Genomic DNA, 14,720 nt, shown 5'->3' on the forward strand with positions numbered 1-14,720 from the left:
CGTCACCGCGGGCGGTGGCCGCCGAAGACGGCGAAGCGCCACTCCTTGAAGAAACAGTCCACGTCCGCCAGCCCGGCCTCGTCGAGCCAGCGACACTGGTCGGCCACGGTGGCCGGCCGGTCGTAGCGCATCCGTTCCCGGGAGGCGGCGATCTCGTCGGCGTCGGAGCCCAACTCGGTGATCCGCGCCGTCCACACCTCGTCGTAGCGCCGGTCCAGCGCCGGGGTGGGGCCGGCCACCTGCTCGGCGTTGACGAACACGCCGCCGGGCGCGAGCGCGTCCGCCGCCCGGCGGTAGAGCGCGCGCTTGCCGTCGTCGTCGAGGTGGTGGATGGCCAGCGCGGAGACCACCGCGTCGTAGCGGCCGGCGGGCAGCGGGTCGGCCAGGTCGGCGTGGACCGTGCGGTGCGGCACCCCGCGGGCGGTCAGGTGGCCGGTGGCGACCGCGAGCATGGCGGGCGCGCCGTCCACAAGCGTCAGCCGGACGCCGGGGACCGCCGCGGACAGCAGCAGGGAGAGCAGGCCGGTGCCCGCGCCCAGGTCCAGCACCTCGGGGGTACGCCCGGCGGCCAGCGCGGCCCGCAGCGGCGGCGCGGCCACCTCGATCGCGGTGCCGTAGAACGCGTCGAAGCAGGGCACCAGCCGTCGTCGGGCCTCGTCGTAGCGGCCGGCCACGGCGTCGAAAGCCTCCGTCACACGCACATCTGCCTCCCATTTTGTGGGACAAGTTTCTCACATTCTAGACCAGTCGATCCGTGCCGTCAGCCCTGTGCGGTGTGAGGCGCTCTTGACAGGACCGAAACAGAAGGGACCCGGGCCGGAAACCGCCCGGCGGCACGCTTTTCCGACATGACAGACGGTGCACGCGTGGCGACGCGATCGGGGGTGCTCCCCCGGGAGGCGGCCACGCACTGCCCGTACTGCGCGTTGCAGTGCGGCATGGTGCTGCGCGGCGCCGGCGACGGCGTCGAGGTCGGCGCACGGGACTTCCCCACCAACCGGGGCGGGCTGTGCCAGAAGGGCTGGACCGCCGCCGAACTGCTCGACCACCCGGAGCGGCTCACCACGCCGCTGCTGCGCGACCGGCCCGGCGGCGAGCTGCGCCCGGCGGGCTGGGACGAGGCGCTCGACCGGGTCGCCGCCGGCCTGCACACGGTCCGCGACCGGTACGGCCCGGTCGCGGTCGCGGTCTTCGGCGGCGGCGGGCTGACCAACGAGAAGGCGTACGCGCTGGGCCGGTTCGCCCGGGTGACGCTGCGCACCCGGCACATCGACTACAACGGCCGCTGGTGCATGTCGTCGGCCGCCGCGGCCGGCAACCGCGCCTTCGGCGTCGACCGGGGTCTGCCGTTCCCGCTCGCCGATTTGGGCCGGGCGGACACGCTGCTGCTGGTCGGCGCGAACCCGGCCGAGACCATGCCGCCGCTGATGCGGCACGTCGCCGACCAGCGGGCGCGCGGCGGCCGGCTGATCGTGATCGACCCCCGGGCCACCGCCACCGCCCGCCAGGCCGACCTGCACCTGCAACCGCTGCCCGGCACCGACCTGGCGGTGGCCAACGCGCTGCTGCACATCGCGCTCACCGAGGGCCTCGTCGACCGGGCGTACGTCGCGTCGCGTACCACCGGGTTCGACGAGGTCCGGCGCACCGTCGCCGGCTGCTGGCCGGCGGAGGCGGAGCGCCTCTCCGGCGTGCCGGTGGCCGACCTGGAGGCCACCGCCCGCGCGCTGGCCGGCGCGGACCGCGCGATCATTCTCACCGCCCGGGGGGCCGAGCAGCACGCCAAGGGCGTCGACACGGTCACCGCCTTCATCAACCTGGCGCTCGCGCTCGGCCTGCCCGGCCGACCCGGCTCCGGCTACGGCTGCCTGACCGGGCAGGGCAACGGGCAGGGCGGACGCGAGCACGGGCAGAAGGCCGACCAGCTCCCCGGCTACCGGCGGATCGACGACCCGGCGGCCCGGGAGCACGTGGCCGGCGTGTGGGGCGTCGACCCGGCGACGCTGCCCGGCCCGGGGGTGCCCGCCTACCAACTGCTCGACTCGCTCGGCACCCCGTCCGGGCCGAGGGCGCTGCTGGTGTTCGGCTCCAACCCGGTCGTCTCCGCGCCGCGCGCCACCCGGATCGAGTCCCGGCTGCGCGACCTCGACCTGCTCGTGGTCGCCGACCTGCTCCGCTCGGAGACGGCCGAGCTGGCCGATGTGGTGCTGCCGGTGACCCAGTGGGCCGAGGAGGACGGCACGATGACCAACCTGGAGGGACGGGTGCTGCGCCGGCGCGCGTTCCGCCCGCCACCCGCCGGCGTCCGCACCGACCTGGAGATCCTCGCCGCGCTGGCCGCCCGCCTGACCGACGGCGCACCGCTGCCGACCGACCCGCGGACGGTGTTCGAGGAGCTGCGGCGCGCCTCGGCCGGCGGTCCGGCCGACTACGCCGGGATCACCTGGGAGCGGATCGACGCCGACGAGGGCGTGTTCTGGCCCTGCCCGGACGCGGACGGCCCGGACCGGCCCCGCCTCTTCGCCGACCGGTTCCCCACCCCGGACGGCCGGGCCCGGTTCCACCCGGTGACCCACCGCCCGGCCGCCGAGCCGGTCTGCGCCGACTATCCGCTGCACTTCACCACCGGGCGGGTGCTGGCGCAGTACCAGTCCGGCACGCAGACCCGTCGGGTCGCCGCGCTGCGCCGGGCCGCACCGGGCGGCTTCGTCGAGCTGCACCCCGACCTGGCCGCCCGACTCGACGTGAGCGACGGGACGCCGGTGCGGGTGGTCTCCCGCCGGGGCGAGCTGCGCGCGCCGGCCCGGCTCAGCCCGGCGATCCGGCCGGACACCGTCTTCGCCCCGTTCCACTGGCCCGGCGCGGCCCGCGCCAACTCGGTCACCAACGACGCGCTCGACCCGGTCTCCGGGATGCCCGAGTTCAAGATCTGCGCGGTCCGGGTGGAGCGGGCATGACCGGGCGCATCGTCGTCGTCGGGTACGGCATGGCCGGGGCCCGGCTCGCCGCCGAGCTGCACGCGCGGGGCGGGGACCGGCGGATCACCGTGCTCGGGGCGGAGCCGCACCGGGCGTACAACCGGATCATGCTCTCCACCCTGCTCGCCGGGAAGATCGGCGAGCCGGACGTGGAGCTGGTCGAGGCGCTCGGCCCACGGGTGGACGTACGGACCGGCTCGTCGGTCTCCGCCGTCGACCGGGCGGCCCGGGAGGTCCGCACCGCCGACGGCGGCCGGTACGGCTACGACCATCTGGTGCTGGCCACCGGCAGCCGGGCCGTGGTGCCGCCGCTGCCCGGGCTCGACCCGCTGCCGGCGCGGGTGGTCCCGTTCCGCACGCTCGCCGACTGCCGGCGGATCCTCGCCGTCGCCCGGGACGCGCGTCGCGCCCTGGTGCTCGGCGGCGGGCTGCTCGGGCTGGAGGCGGCCCGGGGCCTCGCCGCCCGGGGCCTCGACGTGACGGTGGTCCACCCGCACGGGCACCTGATGGAACGGCAGCTCGACCCGGCCGCCGGGGCGGTCCTCGCGGGCACCCTGACCGGGCTGGGCGTCCGGGCCCGGCTCGGCGTGTCGGCGACCCGGGTGACCGTCGACGCCGCCGGCGTCCGGCTCCACCTGGCCGACGGTGAGCCGCTCGCGGCCGACCTGCTGGTGCTCTGCTGCGGCGTACGCCCGGACACCGCGCTGGCCCGGGCGGCCGGGCTCGCCGTCGACCGGGGCGTGGTGGTGGACGACCGGATGCGGACCAGCGACCCGCGCATCTCGGCGGTGGGCGACTGCGCCCAGCACGACGGGACGCTGACCGGGCTGGTGGCGCCGGCCTGGACGCAGGCGCGGGTGGTGGCCGACGTGCTGACCGGGGACGACGCGGCGGCCCGCTACCGGCCCCGACCGACGGTGACCCGGCTGAAGGCGGCCGGGATCGACCTGGCCGCGATGGGCGACCCGGACGGGACCGGCGACCCGGACGGGAGCGGCCCGGTCGAGGAGCTGACGTTCGCCGACCCGGCCCGCGGCACGTACGCCCGGCTGCGGATCCGCGACGAGCGGCTGACCGGCGCGATCCTGCTCGGCGACAACCCGGCGGTCGGCACCGTGGTGCAGCTCTTCGACCGGGGCGCGCCGGTGCCGGCGGACCGGCGCGCGCTGCTGCTCGGCCGCGCGGTCGGCGCACCGGCCGAGCCGGCCGCGTCCCCGGCGCTGATGCCGGACGCGGCAGTCGTGTGCCGGTGCAACGACGTGACCAGGGGCGCGCTGGTGGCGGGCTGGCGGGCCGGCGCCCGGAGCGTCGCGGCGCTGTCCGCGGCGACCAGGGCCGCCACCGGTTGTGGCGGCTGCCGGGACGCGGTGACCGGCATCGCCGCCTGGCTCGCCGAGGCGGACCCGCCGACAACCGACGAGGTACGCGAGACGGATGCGGATCGGGAGGCGGTGCAGGTGTCATGAGCGAGCGAAGCGGGCGGATCAGCAGGCTGGTGGTGGTCGGCAACGGGATGGCCGGGCAGCGCTTCGTGGAGGCGCTGCGGGCCCGCGACCGGGACGGGCGGTGGCGGGTCACCGTGCTGGCCGAGGAGCGGCGTCCGGCGTACGACCGGGTGCGGCTCTCGGCCGTCTTCGACGGCGTGGACGCGGACGAGTTACGGCTGCACACCCCGGACGACGGCGTCGAGCTGCGGCTGGGCGAGCCGGCCACCGGCGTGGACCGGGCGCGACGGGTGGTGACCACGGCGACCGGCGAGCACCCGTACGACGCGTTGGTGCTGGCCACCGGCTCGTACGCGTTCGTCCCGCCGGTCGACGGCACCGATCTGCCGGGCGTCTTCGTCTACCGGACGCTCGACGACCTGGCCGCGATCCGGGCGCACGCCGAGGGCCGGCGGACCGGCGCGGTGATCGGCGGCGGCCTGCTCGGCCTGGAGGCGGCCAACGCGCTGCGCCTGCTGGGGCTCGCCACCAGCGTGGTCGAGTTCGCGCCCCGGCTGATGCCGGTGCAGGTGGACGACGCCGGCGGGGCGATGCTCCGGCGCTACGTGGAGGAGCTGGGCGTCACCCCGTACCTCGGGGTGGCCACCACGGCGTTGCGCCCCGGCCCGGACGGCACGGTGGCCGCGCTGGACCTCGCGGACGGCCGCACGGTCGACGCGGAACTGGTGGTGGTCGCGGCCGGCATCCGGCCCCGGGACGAGCTGGCCCGCTCCGCCGGGCTGCCGCTGGGCCCGCGCGGCGGGGTGCTGGTGGACGCGGCGTGCCGGACCGCCGACGAGCGGATCTGGGCGGTCGGCGAGTGCGCGGCGGTGGAGGGCGTCTGCCACGGCCTGGTCGCGCCCGGGTACGCGACCGCCGAGGTGGTCGCCGACCGGCTGCTCGGTGGCGCGGCCACGTTCCCCGGGGCGGACACCGCGACCAAGTTGAAGCTGCTCGGCGTGGACGTGGCCTCGTTCGGCGACGCGCACGGCGTCACCGCCGGCTGCCTCGACGTGACGTACACCGACCCGGCCACCCGCTCGTACGCGAAGCTGGTCCTCTCCGACGACGCGCGGACGCTGCTCGGCGGCGTGCTGGTCGGGGACGCGAGCGCCTACCCGACGCTGCGGGCGAGCGTCGGCGGGCCGCTGCCCGGTCCCCCGCTGGCGCTGCTCGCCCCGGCCGGCGGCCCGGGGGCCGGGGCCGGCGCGCTGCCGGCCGCCGCGCAGGTCTGCTCCTGCAACGCGGTGACCCGGGCCGACCTGGACGCGGCGATCGCCGGCGGGGCGACCGACGTACCGACGCTGAAGGCGTGCACCCGGGCCGGCACGAGCTGCGGCTCCTGCGTGCCGATGCTGAAGCAGTTGCTGGACGCCGCCGGGGTGCGGCAGTCCACCGCGCTCTGCGAGCACTTCGACCTGAGCCGGCAGGAGCTGTTCGACCTGGTCCGGGTCCGGGGCATCGGCACGTTCTCCCGGTTGGTCGCCGAGCACGGGCGCGGACGCGGCTGCGACATCTGCAAGCCGGTGGTGGCCTCGATCCTGGCCTCGCTCGGCACCGGGCACGTGCTCGACGGCGAGGCGGCGTCCCTCCAGGACACCAACGACCACTTCCTGGCCAACCTGCAACGCGACGGCAGCTACTCGGTGGTGCCCCGGATCCCCGGCGGCGAGATCACCCCGGAGAAGCTGATCGCGATCGGCGAGGTGGCGCGCGACTTCCAGCTCTACACCAAGATCACCGGCGGGCAGCGGATCGACCTGTTCGGCGCACGGGTCGACCAGCTCCCGCAGATCTGGCGCCGGCTGGTCGACGCCGGTTTCGAGTCCGGGCACGCGTACGGCAAGGCGCTGCGCACGGTGAAGTCCTGCGTCGGGGACACCTGGTGCCGGTACGGCGTGCAGGACTCGGTCGGGCTGGCCATCGCGTTGGAGCTGCGCTACCGGGGCCTGCGCGCCCCGCACAAGCTGAAGTCGGCGGTCTCCGGCTGCGCCCGGGAGTGCGCCGAGGCGCGCGGCAAGGACTTCGGCATCATCGCCACCGAGACCGGCTGGAACCTGTACGTCGGCGGCAACGGCGGCTTCCGGCCCCGGCACGCCGACCTGTTCGCCACCGACCTGAGCACCGCGGAGCTGGTCACGCTCATCGACCGGTTCCTCATGTACTACGTGCGCACCGCGGATCGCCTACAGCGGACGGCCGCCTGGATCGAGGCCATGGACGGCGGCCTGGACCACCTCCGGTCGGTGCTGGTGGACGACGCGCTGGGGCTCTGCGCCGACCTCGACGCGGCGATGGCCCGGCACGTCGACGGGTACTCCGACGAGTGGCGGGACGTGCTGGAGGACCCGGAACGGCTGCGCCGCTTCACCTCGTTCGTCAACGCGCCGGACGTGCCGGACCCGTCCATCACCTTCGCGGTGGAGCGGGGCCAGCCGGTGCCGGCACGCGGCGCGCCACCGGGCGGGGAGGGCCGGCGGCAGCCCGTCGTGCTGGGCCTGCCGGAGGTACGCCGATGAGCCCGACCGTGACGGTGCGCTGGACGCCGGTCTGCCCGCTGGACCGGCTCGACCTCGACCGGGGCGTCGCGGCGCTCGTGGACGGGGTGCAGGTCGCGCTCTTCCGTACCGCCGGCGGGCTGTTCGCGGTGGACAACCTGGACCCGGTCGGTGGCGCGTACGTGATGTCCCGGGGCCTGGTGGGCAGCCGGGGCGGGGTGCCGACGCTCGCCTCCCCCCTGCACAAGCAGGTGTACGACCTCACCACCGGGCACTGCCTGGACCTGCCCGGGGTGACGCTGCGGCGGCACCGGGTGCGCTGCCGGGACGGCCTGGTCGAGGTGCGGCTGCGGCAGGAGGAGTGAATGCGGGACGAACTGGCGGGCTTCACCATCGGGGTCACCGCGGACCGGCGGCGCGACGAGCTGGCCGCGTTGTTCCAGCGGCGCGGCGCCCGGGTGGTGCTCGCCCCGGCGCTGCGGATCGTGCCGCTGGCCGACGACACCGACCTGCGCGAGGCGACCCGGGCCTGCCTGGCACACCCGCCGGACGTGCTGATGGCCAACACCGGCATCGGGATGCGGGGCTGGCTGGAGGCGGCCGAGGGCTGGGGGCTGGCCGAGCCGCTGCGCGACACGCTCACCCGGGCGTACGTGGTGTCCCGCGGGCCCAAGGCGACCGGGGCGATCCGCGCGGCCGGGCTGCGTGAGCACTGGTCGCCCGCCTCGGAGTCCTGCGACGAGGTGGTCGAGCACCTGGTCCGACGCGGCGTGGCCGGCCAGGTGGTGGCGCTGCAACTGCACGGCGACCGGCAGCCGGAGTGCACCGAGGCGCTGGTCGCGGCCGGGGCCACGGTGATCGAGGTGCCGGTCTACCGGTGGGCGCCGCCGGCCGACCCGGCGCCGCTGCACCGGCTCATCGACCTGGTCGCCGGCCGGCTGGTCGACGCCGTCACGTTCACCTCCGCCCCGGCGGCCGAGGCGCTGCTGCGGGCCGCCGGGGACCGGACCGAGACGGTGCTGGCGGCGCTGCGCGGCGACGTGCTGGCCGGGTGCGTGGGCACCGTCACCGCCGAACCGCTGGTACGGCGCGGGGTGCCGGTCAGCGCGCCGAGCCGGGCCCGGCTCGGCGCGCTGGTCCGGACCATCGTCGAGGAACTGCCCCGCCGGACGGTCTCCGTGAAGGCGGCGGGGCACGTGCTCACGTTGCGCGGTCACGCCGCGGTGGTGGACGGGGAGCTGCGTCAGTTGGCGCCGGCTCCGATGGCCGTGCTGCGGGCGCTGGCCGCGTCGCCCGGCAAGGTGCTCTCCCGCACCGCGCTGCTGCGCACGCTGCCCCGGGGCGCCGACGAACATGCCGTCGAGATGGCGGTGGCCCGGCTGCGGGTGGGGCTGCGGGCGCCCCGGGTGGTGCAGACCGTGGTGAAGCGCGGCTACCGGCTCCGGGTGGACTGAGCCGGCTCAGCTCCGGCAGGCGTCGCGTGCGGCGAGGTGCCGACATGCGACGTGCCGGGTCAGCCCACCGAGGCCGGGTACCCGTGCTCGGCCTGGAGTCGGAGCATGGCGTGCTCGACCACGGTCACCAGCACCTGCTTGACCGAGTCCCGCCGCCGCGCGTCGCACAGGACCATCGGGACGTCCGGGGAGATGGCGAGCGCCTCCCGGATCTCCTCCATCTCGTAGTGCGGCGCGTCGTCGAACCGGTTGAGCGCCACCACGTACGGCAGCTTGCGGTTCTCGAAGTAGTCAAGCGGCGCGAACGCGTCGGTGATCCGGCGCGTGTCCACCAGCACCGCCGCGCCCACCGCGCCCCGGATGATCTCGTCCCACATGAACCAGAAGCGGGTCTGGCCCGGCGTGCCGAAGAGATAGAGGATCAGGTCCTCGGCCATGGTGATCCGGCCGAAGTCCATGGCGACCGTGGTGGTCTCCTTGCCCGGCACCTTCGACGGGTCGTCGATGCCCACGCCGGCCGCGGTCATCAACGCCTCGGTGGTCAGCGGCTGGATCTCGGAGATCGCCCCGACCAGGGTGGTCTTGCCCACCCCGAAGCCACCCGCGATCACGATCTTCGCGGAGATGATCTCCCGGCCGCGGCTCGCCCCGTCGGGGTCATAGTTCGCGAAGTCCACTTAGCACCCTTCCAAGCAGGTTCATCCGCGCCGCGAAGCCCGTCGCGGGAGCGGCGCTGTGTAGCGTCAGCAGGCCCTCGGCCACCATGTCGGCGACCAGCACCCGGGTGACGCCCAGCGGCATCCGGGTGTAAGCGGCGATTTCCGCCAGCGACTGTGCCCGGCCTTCACAGACCGAGGAGATGCGGTATTTGTCGTGCCCGGCGAACCGCGCCTCGGCGGACTGGGTGGCCGTGCTCGACAGGACCGCCTCGAGCGCGATGTTCTGCAACGGCTCGGTGCGGCCGCGGGTGACCGCGTACGGTCGCACCAACGCGCCACGCGGATCACGTCGCGGTTCCATCTCGCGATCACCTCCCCTCGTACGGAGCCGGACCGGCTCCGGATCACCAGGTCAACAGAGCGTCAGGAACGGACGGCGTCCCGCGGCAGCGGCACCAGCGCCTGGCCGACCCGCTCCACCAGCAACGCCATCTCGTAGCCGACCTGCCCGACGTCACAGCTACGGGCGGCCAGCACGGCCATCGACGAGCCGTCGCTGATGGACATCAGGAAGAGGTAGCCACTGTCCATCTCGATCACGGTCTGCAACACGCCGCCGGCGCTGAACATCCGCGCCGCGCCCTCGGTGAGGCTGACCACGCCGGAGGTGATCGCGGCGAGCTGGTCGGCGCGGTCCTGGGGCAGATCCCGGGAGGAGGCGAGGAGCAACCCGTCCGCGGACACCGCCACCACGTGCGCGATACCCGCCACACTGTCGGCGAAGTTGGTGAGCAACCAACCCATGTCCTGCATGGCCGCCGGCCTGTTCATCGGTTCGTCTCCTTGGTCGAGGTGCTGTTCAGGTCGGTGCCGGCCGTGCGGCCCCGCTGGACGCCACGGTGGTAGGCGGAGAGCAGACCCCGTACCTCGTCCGGCGTGCGTCGGCTGCGGTCCCGGCCGCTCTTCGGTTCGATCCCGCCCGGCACGAGCTGTGCCTGCGGCACCCGCTTGGGCAGGCCGGACCGGGTCGTGCCGCCGGTCGTGGGCTCCGCGGCCTGACTGGCCCGGGACCAGCCGTCGTCGGCCGCCGTCCGCCACGCCTCCGGGTCGATCGGCGGAGCCGGCGCGGGCTCCGGCGCGGGCGCGGGCGGGTTCACCGCCGCCGGCGCCGCCGCGGCGGGCGGTGTGGGCGGGGCCGCCGGCGGGCTGTACGCGGGCGGTGTGCTCAGCCCCGACGCCTGGGCTCCCGGGGTTCGGGTGGGCAGCGGCGGCCGGGTCGCCGCGGCGGGCTGCGCCGGGGCAGGCTGCGCCGCAGCGGGTGGCGGCTCGTCGAACCGGGGACGGGTGAAGATCGTGGTCTCGTCCTCTCCGTGCGAGCGGAACCAGACCGCCTCCATCTCCCGGAATATCGGCGCCTCGGCCGGCCGGTCCGGCCGGGCCACCACCGGCGCGGCCGGGGTGGCCTCCACCGCCGGCCCGGCGGCGAACGGCTGGAAGGCCGACGGCGCGGGATTGTTCGTCGTCGCCGTCTCGCCGTTCGGCGTTCGCTTGGGCAGCGGTTCGAGAGCCGGGTACGCGACCGTCGGGCCTCCCGCCGACCAGCCCGTCTCCGGGGCCGGCGCGGCTGCGGGCGCGGCGGCGACCGGGGCGGCGGGCACCGGAGGCAGCGTGCCGGGCATGCCGCCGAACTGCACGGCCGGCGCGGTGTCCCGCGCCTCGGCGGGCGCCTGCCAGCGCGCGGGCGGCGGGGTGACCGTGCTGCGCCACTGGTCGGCCAGGGTGGCGGTGCCGCCCCGGCCGGCGCCGGCCAGCGCGTCGGCGGCGCCGACCTGGCTGAGCGGCGACTGCTCGACGGCGAGCGGCTGGCGCGGCCGGGTCAACGGGGCCTGGCCCCGGTTGGCCGGCAGCACCACCGTCGCGTTCGGCAGCGTGACCTGGGCGACCGTGCCGCCCTCGACGTTGCGGCGCAGTTCGACCCGGATCCCGTGGCGGGAGGCGAGCCGGCTGACCACGGCCAGACCCATCAGCCGGAACGCGGCCACGTCGACGGTCGGCGGCGCGGCCAGTCGCCGGTTGAGCGAGTCGAGCTGGTCGTCGGTGAGGCCGAGGCCCCGGTCCTCCACCTGGATCAGCACGTAGTCACGGATCCGCCGGCCGTCGGCCACCACCACGGTGTTCGGCGGCGAGAACCGGGTGGCGTTGTCGAGCAGCTCCGCGACCAGACGGACCACGTCGTTGACGGCTTGCGCGGCCACCGAGATGTCGATGTCCACGGTGCCGAACTCGATCCGGTTGTAGAGCTCCACCTCGGACTGGGCGGCGCGCAGCACGTCGACCAGGAGCGCGTCGTCGCGGCGCGGCACGGCCGAGTCGGCGCCGGCCAGGACCAGCAGGTTCTCGTCGTTGCGGCGCATCCGGGTGGCCAGGTGGTCCAGCTCGAAGAGCTGGGCGAGCCGCTTCGGGTCCTCCTCGCCACGCTCGATCGCGTCCAGCTCGCCGATCATCCGGTCGACCAGGCTCTGCGAGCGGCGGGCCAGGTTGAGGAACATCGCCGAGACGCTGGTCCGCAGCGCGGCCTGCTCCGCCGCCACCCGGACCGCCTCCCGGTGGACCACGTTGAAGGCCACCGCCACCTGGCCGACCTCGTCGCGGTTGGTCAGCTTGATCGGGTCCCGCACCTGCTGGACGATCTCGTCGACGCCACCGTCACCGATGGCGTTGACGTTCTGGAGCCGGCTCACCGCGTCCGGCAGGTCGTGGTTGGCCACGGAGAGCGCGCCCTCACGGAGCCGGCGCAGCGAGTCGTTGAGCGAGCGGGCGAGCACCACGGCGAGCGTCACGGCGACGGCCAGCGTCAGCAGCACGAGCAGGCTCTCCACGAACGCCTGCCGGATCACGTCGGTGCGGACCGCGTCGGCGTCGGCGAGCAGGTCGTCGAGGAGCTGGATCTCCGCCCACCGCATCAGGTCGTCGACCGCGCCGATGGCGGCGGACGCCTCGTCGCGGGTGACCAGCGCGGGCTTGCCGATGGACCGGGACAGGTCGGCCGCGACCCGGTCGGCGAGCTGGACGGCGTCACCGGAGACGGTGCGGTCCACCAGGCCCCGCTGCGCCGGAGCGGCGGCCCGGGAGAACGAGAGCAGGGCCTCCTGCTGGCCGGTCAGCGTGGCCACGAACGAGGAGAACTGCTCCTCGTCGATCCGGTCGCCGACCGCGAGCGCGGTGAACACGACCGCCTGTTCCTCCGCGACCTCTGCCTTGGCGTGGGCGAACGCGGCCACCGCGCGCCGGGCGTCGGCGAGGCTCTCCGCGCCGGGCTGCTGGGCCAGCGTGTCGCCGTACGCGACGAGGTCGTCGAGGACGATGCCGTAGCGCAGGCTCGCCTCGGCCACCGGCATCTGGAGGCGGTCGAGCACCTCCTGGCGGGTGCCGTTCAGCGTCTCCAGGTGGTCGTCGATCACCTTCAGCCGGTCCCGGACCGCGGCCGGCACGTCGCCGAGCGTGCCGCGCTCCTCCCGGTAGGCCGCGATGCGCTCGTCGGTGCGCCGGACCCGCAGGTTGTAGTCGTCCGGCTTCTGGTTCGTGTCGGCCAGGAAGGCGGCTGCCGCCATCCGCTCCTTGTGCAGCTCCTGGGTGAGCGCCGAGACGTCGACCGAGACCGCGGTCAGCGCCCGGACCTGGTCCGCCTCGTACGCGCCCTGACCCACCGAAATAAGTCGGATAGTTGCCAGTGCGATGACAGCCGCCACCGGAACGACCAGGATGAGGGCGAGCTTGGAGCGGATCCGCGCGTCACGCAGCCGAGGTAGACGCCGCCGCCGATTCCGCTGTTCGGCGCTGGGGCTCCCGGGCAGGGTCGTAGGTCCGGTGCTCACGACATCGCCTCCGTCGTTTCTTCCACGCGTGACCCGCTGACCCGTGCCTGGTGCAGCGGCCAGCGCCACGCGCGGCACGGCCGAGATTTCATCAGACGAGATCCTTTTTGGGAAGCCGCGGTGAGGTAGGAAACGGTCGGTGTGGACTCAACCCGCGATCCGGTCACCTAATACCTTCTTTTCTCCAACCCCCTGAACAGGGGATGTCACTCCAGAGTGGCCAAGCGCATCTGCGCAGTAATTGTCAGTTAACGTTTCGTGTCCCCAACATGTGGGATGACCGTCCCGAAACGGCATCCGGCATCCCCGCTTGACCACAGGGCCCGGCATTGGCAAGGTTTTGCAAGCTTCGCGCACACCGTACGGCACACCAATCCCGTTCCTCCACTGAGGACGGACAAGCGGCGGTGATCGGGCGCCGGCCCGCGCCGCACCCTGGAGGACTGAGTTGAGCCCCATCCGCTCCGCGAGCATCGCGGTGCTCGCATCGGCCGTGCTGGCCACCACGCTCACCGGCTGCGGGATCGGCGGGGAACCGCAGGACACCAGCCCCATCGTGATCGCCGCCGACCTCGAACTCTCCGGCGCCTCCGCGCCGATCGGCAAGGTCTACCAACGGGCGCTGGAACTGAAGAGGGACCAGCTGAACGCCTCCGGCGTGCTGGGCGGCCGGAAGATCGAACTGCGAGTCAAGGACAACCGCTCCGACGCGGCCGAATCCTTGCGCAACATCAATGATTTCAGCGGCGACGCTCAGGTGAGCGCCGTCATCATGGGCGGCTGCAACGAATGCGCCGTCGGCGCGGCGCGCACGATCAACGACAAGCGCATTCCGACCATCGCGCTCGCTTCCGCCGGCGCGGTCACGGAACCGGTCGACCAGCGCCGGTACGTCTTCAAGCTCGCCCCGAACGCGGTGGACAGCGCGGCGGCCCTCACCACCGAACTGACCCGGCGCACCATCCGCAAGGTGGCGGTGCTGCACAGCGCCGACGGGTACGGCCAGGAAGGGGTCGCCGCGCTGCGCCGCGAGTTCGGCAAGACGTCGGTGAAGCTGGTCGCCGCCGAGGCGGTGCGGACCACCGACACCGAGGTGAGCGCGCAGATCGACGACCTGGTCGAGAAGAAGCCGCAGGCCCTGATCCTCTGGACGCCCCCGGAGCAGGCGACGCTGGCCGCCACCACCGCCCGGCAGCGCAACTTCCGCGGGTCGCTCTTCTTCGACGCCTCGGCCGCCGGCGAGCTGTTCCTCGGCCCGTCGGCCCGCTCCACCGAGCTGGCCACGCTGATCTTCACCCAGACGATGGTGATCGACGACGTCATCGCCACCACCCCGGCCAAGGCCGCCCGACGGCAGTGGTTCCAGGACTACACCGCCCGGTTCGGCGGCTACAACGGGTTCTCCTCGTTCGCCGCCGACGCGGTCCAGCTCATCGCGGACGCCGAGCAGCGCGCCGGCGGCGAACGGGGGAAGGTGGACCGGGACGCGCTGCGTGACGTGCTGGAGACCTCGCAGCTCGACGGCCTGTCCGGCCCGATCCGGATGACGCCGGACAACCACTCCGGGTTGATGCCGCAGGCGCTGACGACGCTGGTGGCGCGTGGGGGTCGGTGGCGGCTCGCCGGGTAGTGGTCAGCGTGGGGTGTGGCCCCACCGCAACCGGCTCCGGGCGGTCAGGCTTGATCCCTGCGCCGGTTGCGGTGGGGCCACACCTGTCGTGGTCGAGTGCCGACCGTGGGTTGCGGTCGATCTGTCGGAGTCCTCGGTCGAC

11 protein-coding genes are annotated in these 14,720 nt (G+C 74.5%); 6 read left to right on the forward strand and 5 right to left on the reverse strand.

Going from position 1 to position 14,720, the window contains the following annotated elements; translation table 11 throughout:
- Positions 1-2: 2 nt before the first annotated feature.
- On the reverse strand, positions 3-695 hold the full coding sequence (locus ACIA6B_RS00305; RefSeq protein ID WP_396769487.1) for a class I SAM-dependent methyltransferase: 693 nt from the start codon (positions 693-695) through the stop codon (positions 3-5).
- 153 nt (positions 696-848) lie between these two features.
- On the opposite strand from ACIA6B_RS00305, the gene ACIA6B_RS00310 reads away from it, so the two are divergent.
- The 5 genes from ACIA6B_RS00310 to ACIA6B_RS00330 are packed head-to-tail and all read left to right on the forward strand — an operon-like array spanning position 849 to position 8,414.
- Complete coding sequence (locus ACIA6B_RS00310; protein ID WP_396769489.1) at positions 849-2,957, forward strand: molybdopterin oxidoreductase family protein; 2,109 nt, start codon at positions 849-851, stop codon at positions 2,955-2,957.
- A complete protein-coding gene (locus tag ACIA6B_RS00315) occupies positions 2,954-4,444 on the forward strand; it encodes an FAD-dependent oxidoreductase (RefSeq protein WP_396769491.1) in 1,491 nt (496 codons plus the stop codon). Before ACIA6B_RS00310 ends, ACIA6B_RS00315 begins: the two co-directional genes overlap by 4 nt.
- Positions 4,441-6,981, forward strand: a complete 2,541-nt coding sequence (gene nirB, locus ACIA6B_RS00320; protein ID WP_396769493.1) for a nitrite reductase large subunit NirB — start codon at positions 4,441-4,443, stop codon at positions 6,979-6,981. The genes ACIA6B_RS00315 and nirB overlap by 4 nt, the downstream gene beginning before the upstream one ends.
- Positions 6,978-7,325, forward strand: coding sequence for a nitrite reductase small subunit NirD (gene nirD / locus ACIA6B_RS00325; protein ID WP_396769495.1), 348 nt, complete (start codon positions 6,978-6,980; stop codon positions 7,323-7,325). The genes nirB and nirD overlap by 4 nt, the downstream gene beginning before the upstream one ends.
- Positions 7,326-8,414 (forward strand): uroporphyrinogen-III synthase, encoded by a 1,089-nt coding sequence (locus tag ACIA6B_RS00330; protein ID WP_107157472.1) that lies wholly within the window; start codon positions 7,326-7,328, stop codon positions 8,412-8,414.
- A 59-nt stretch (positions 8,415-8,473) separates the two neighbouring features.
- On the opposite strand, the gene ACIA6B_RS00335 is transcribed toward ACIA6B_RS00330, so the two are convergent.
- From ACIA6B_RS00335 to ACIA6B_RS00350, 4 genes are all read right to left on the reverse strand, one after another.
- A complete protein-coding gene (locus ACIA6B_RS00335; protein WP_396769497.1) occupies positions 8,474-9,091 on the reverse strand; it encodes a GTP-binding protein in 618 nt (205 codons plus the stop codon).
- On the reverse strand, positions 9,072-9,434 hold the full coding sequence (locus ACIA6B_RS00340; protein ID WP_091065900.1) for a DUF742 domain-containing protein: 363 nt from the start codon (positions 9,432-9,434) through the stop codon (positions 9,072-9,074). The genes ACIA6B_RS00335 and ACIA6B_RS00340 overlap by 20 nt, the downstream gene beginning before the upstream one ends.
- 62 nt (positions 9,435-9,496) lie before the next feature.
- Complete coding sequence (locus ACIA6B_RS00345; RefSeq protein WP_089155226.1) at positions 9,497-9,904, reverse strand: roadblock/LC7 domain-containing protein; 408 nt, start codon at positions 9,902-9,904, stop codon at positions 9,497-9,499.
- Entirely contained in the window at positions 9,901-12,948 is a 3,048-nt protein-coding gene (locus ACIA6B_RS00350) for a nitrate- and nitrite sensing domain-containing protein (protein ID WP_396769499.1), read from the reverse strand. Before ACIA6B_RS00350 ends, ACIA6B_RS00345 begins: the two co-directional genes overlap by 4 nt.
- Before the next feature lie 448 nt (positions 12,949-13,396).
- Between ACIA6B_RS00350 and ACIA6B_RS00355 the strand changes: the two genes are divergently transcribed.
- Entirely contained in the window at positions 13,397-14,578 is a 1,182-nt protein-coding gene (locus ACIA6B_RS00355) for an ABC transporter substrate-binding protein (RefSeq protein WP_396769501.1), read from the forward strand.
- Positions 14,579-14,720 lie beyond the last annotated feature (142 nt).

Source organism: Micromonospora sp. NPDC051141, assembly GCF_044455765.1.
Taxonomy (GTDB): Bacteria; Actinomycetota; Actinomycetes; order Mycobacteriales; family Micromonosporaceae; genus Micromonospora.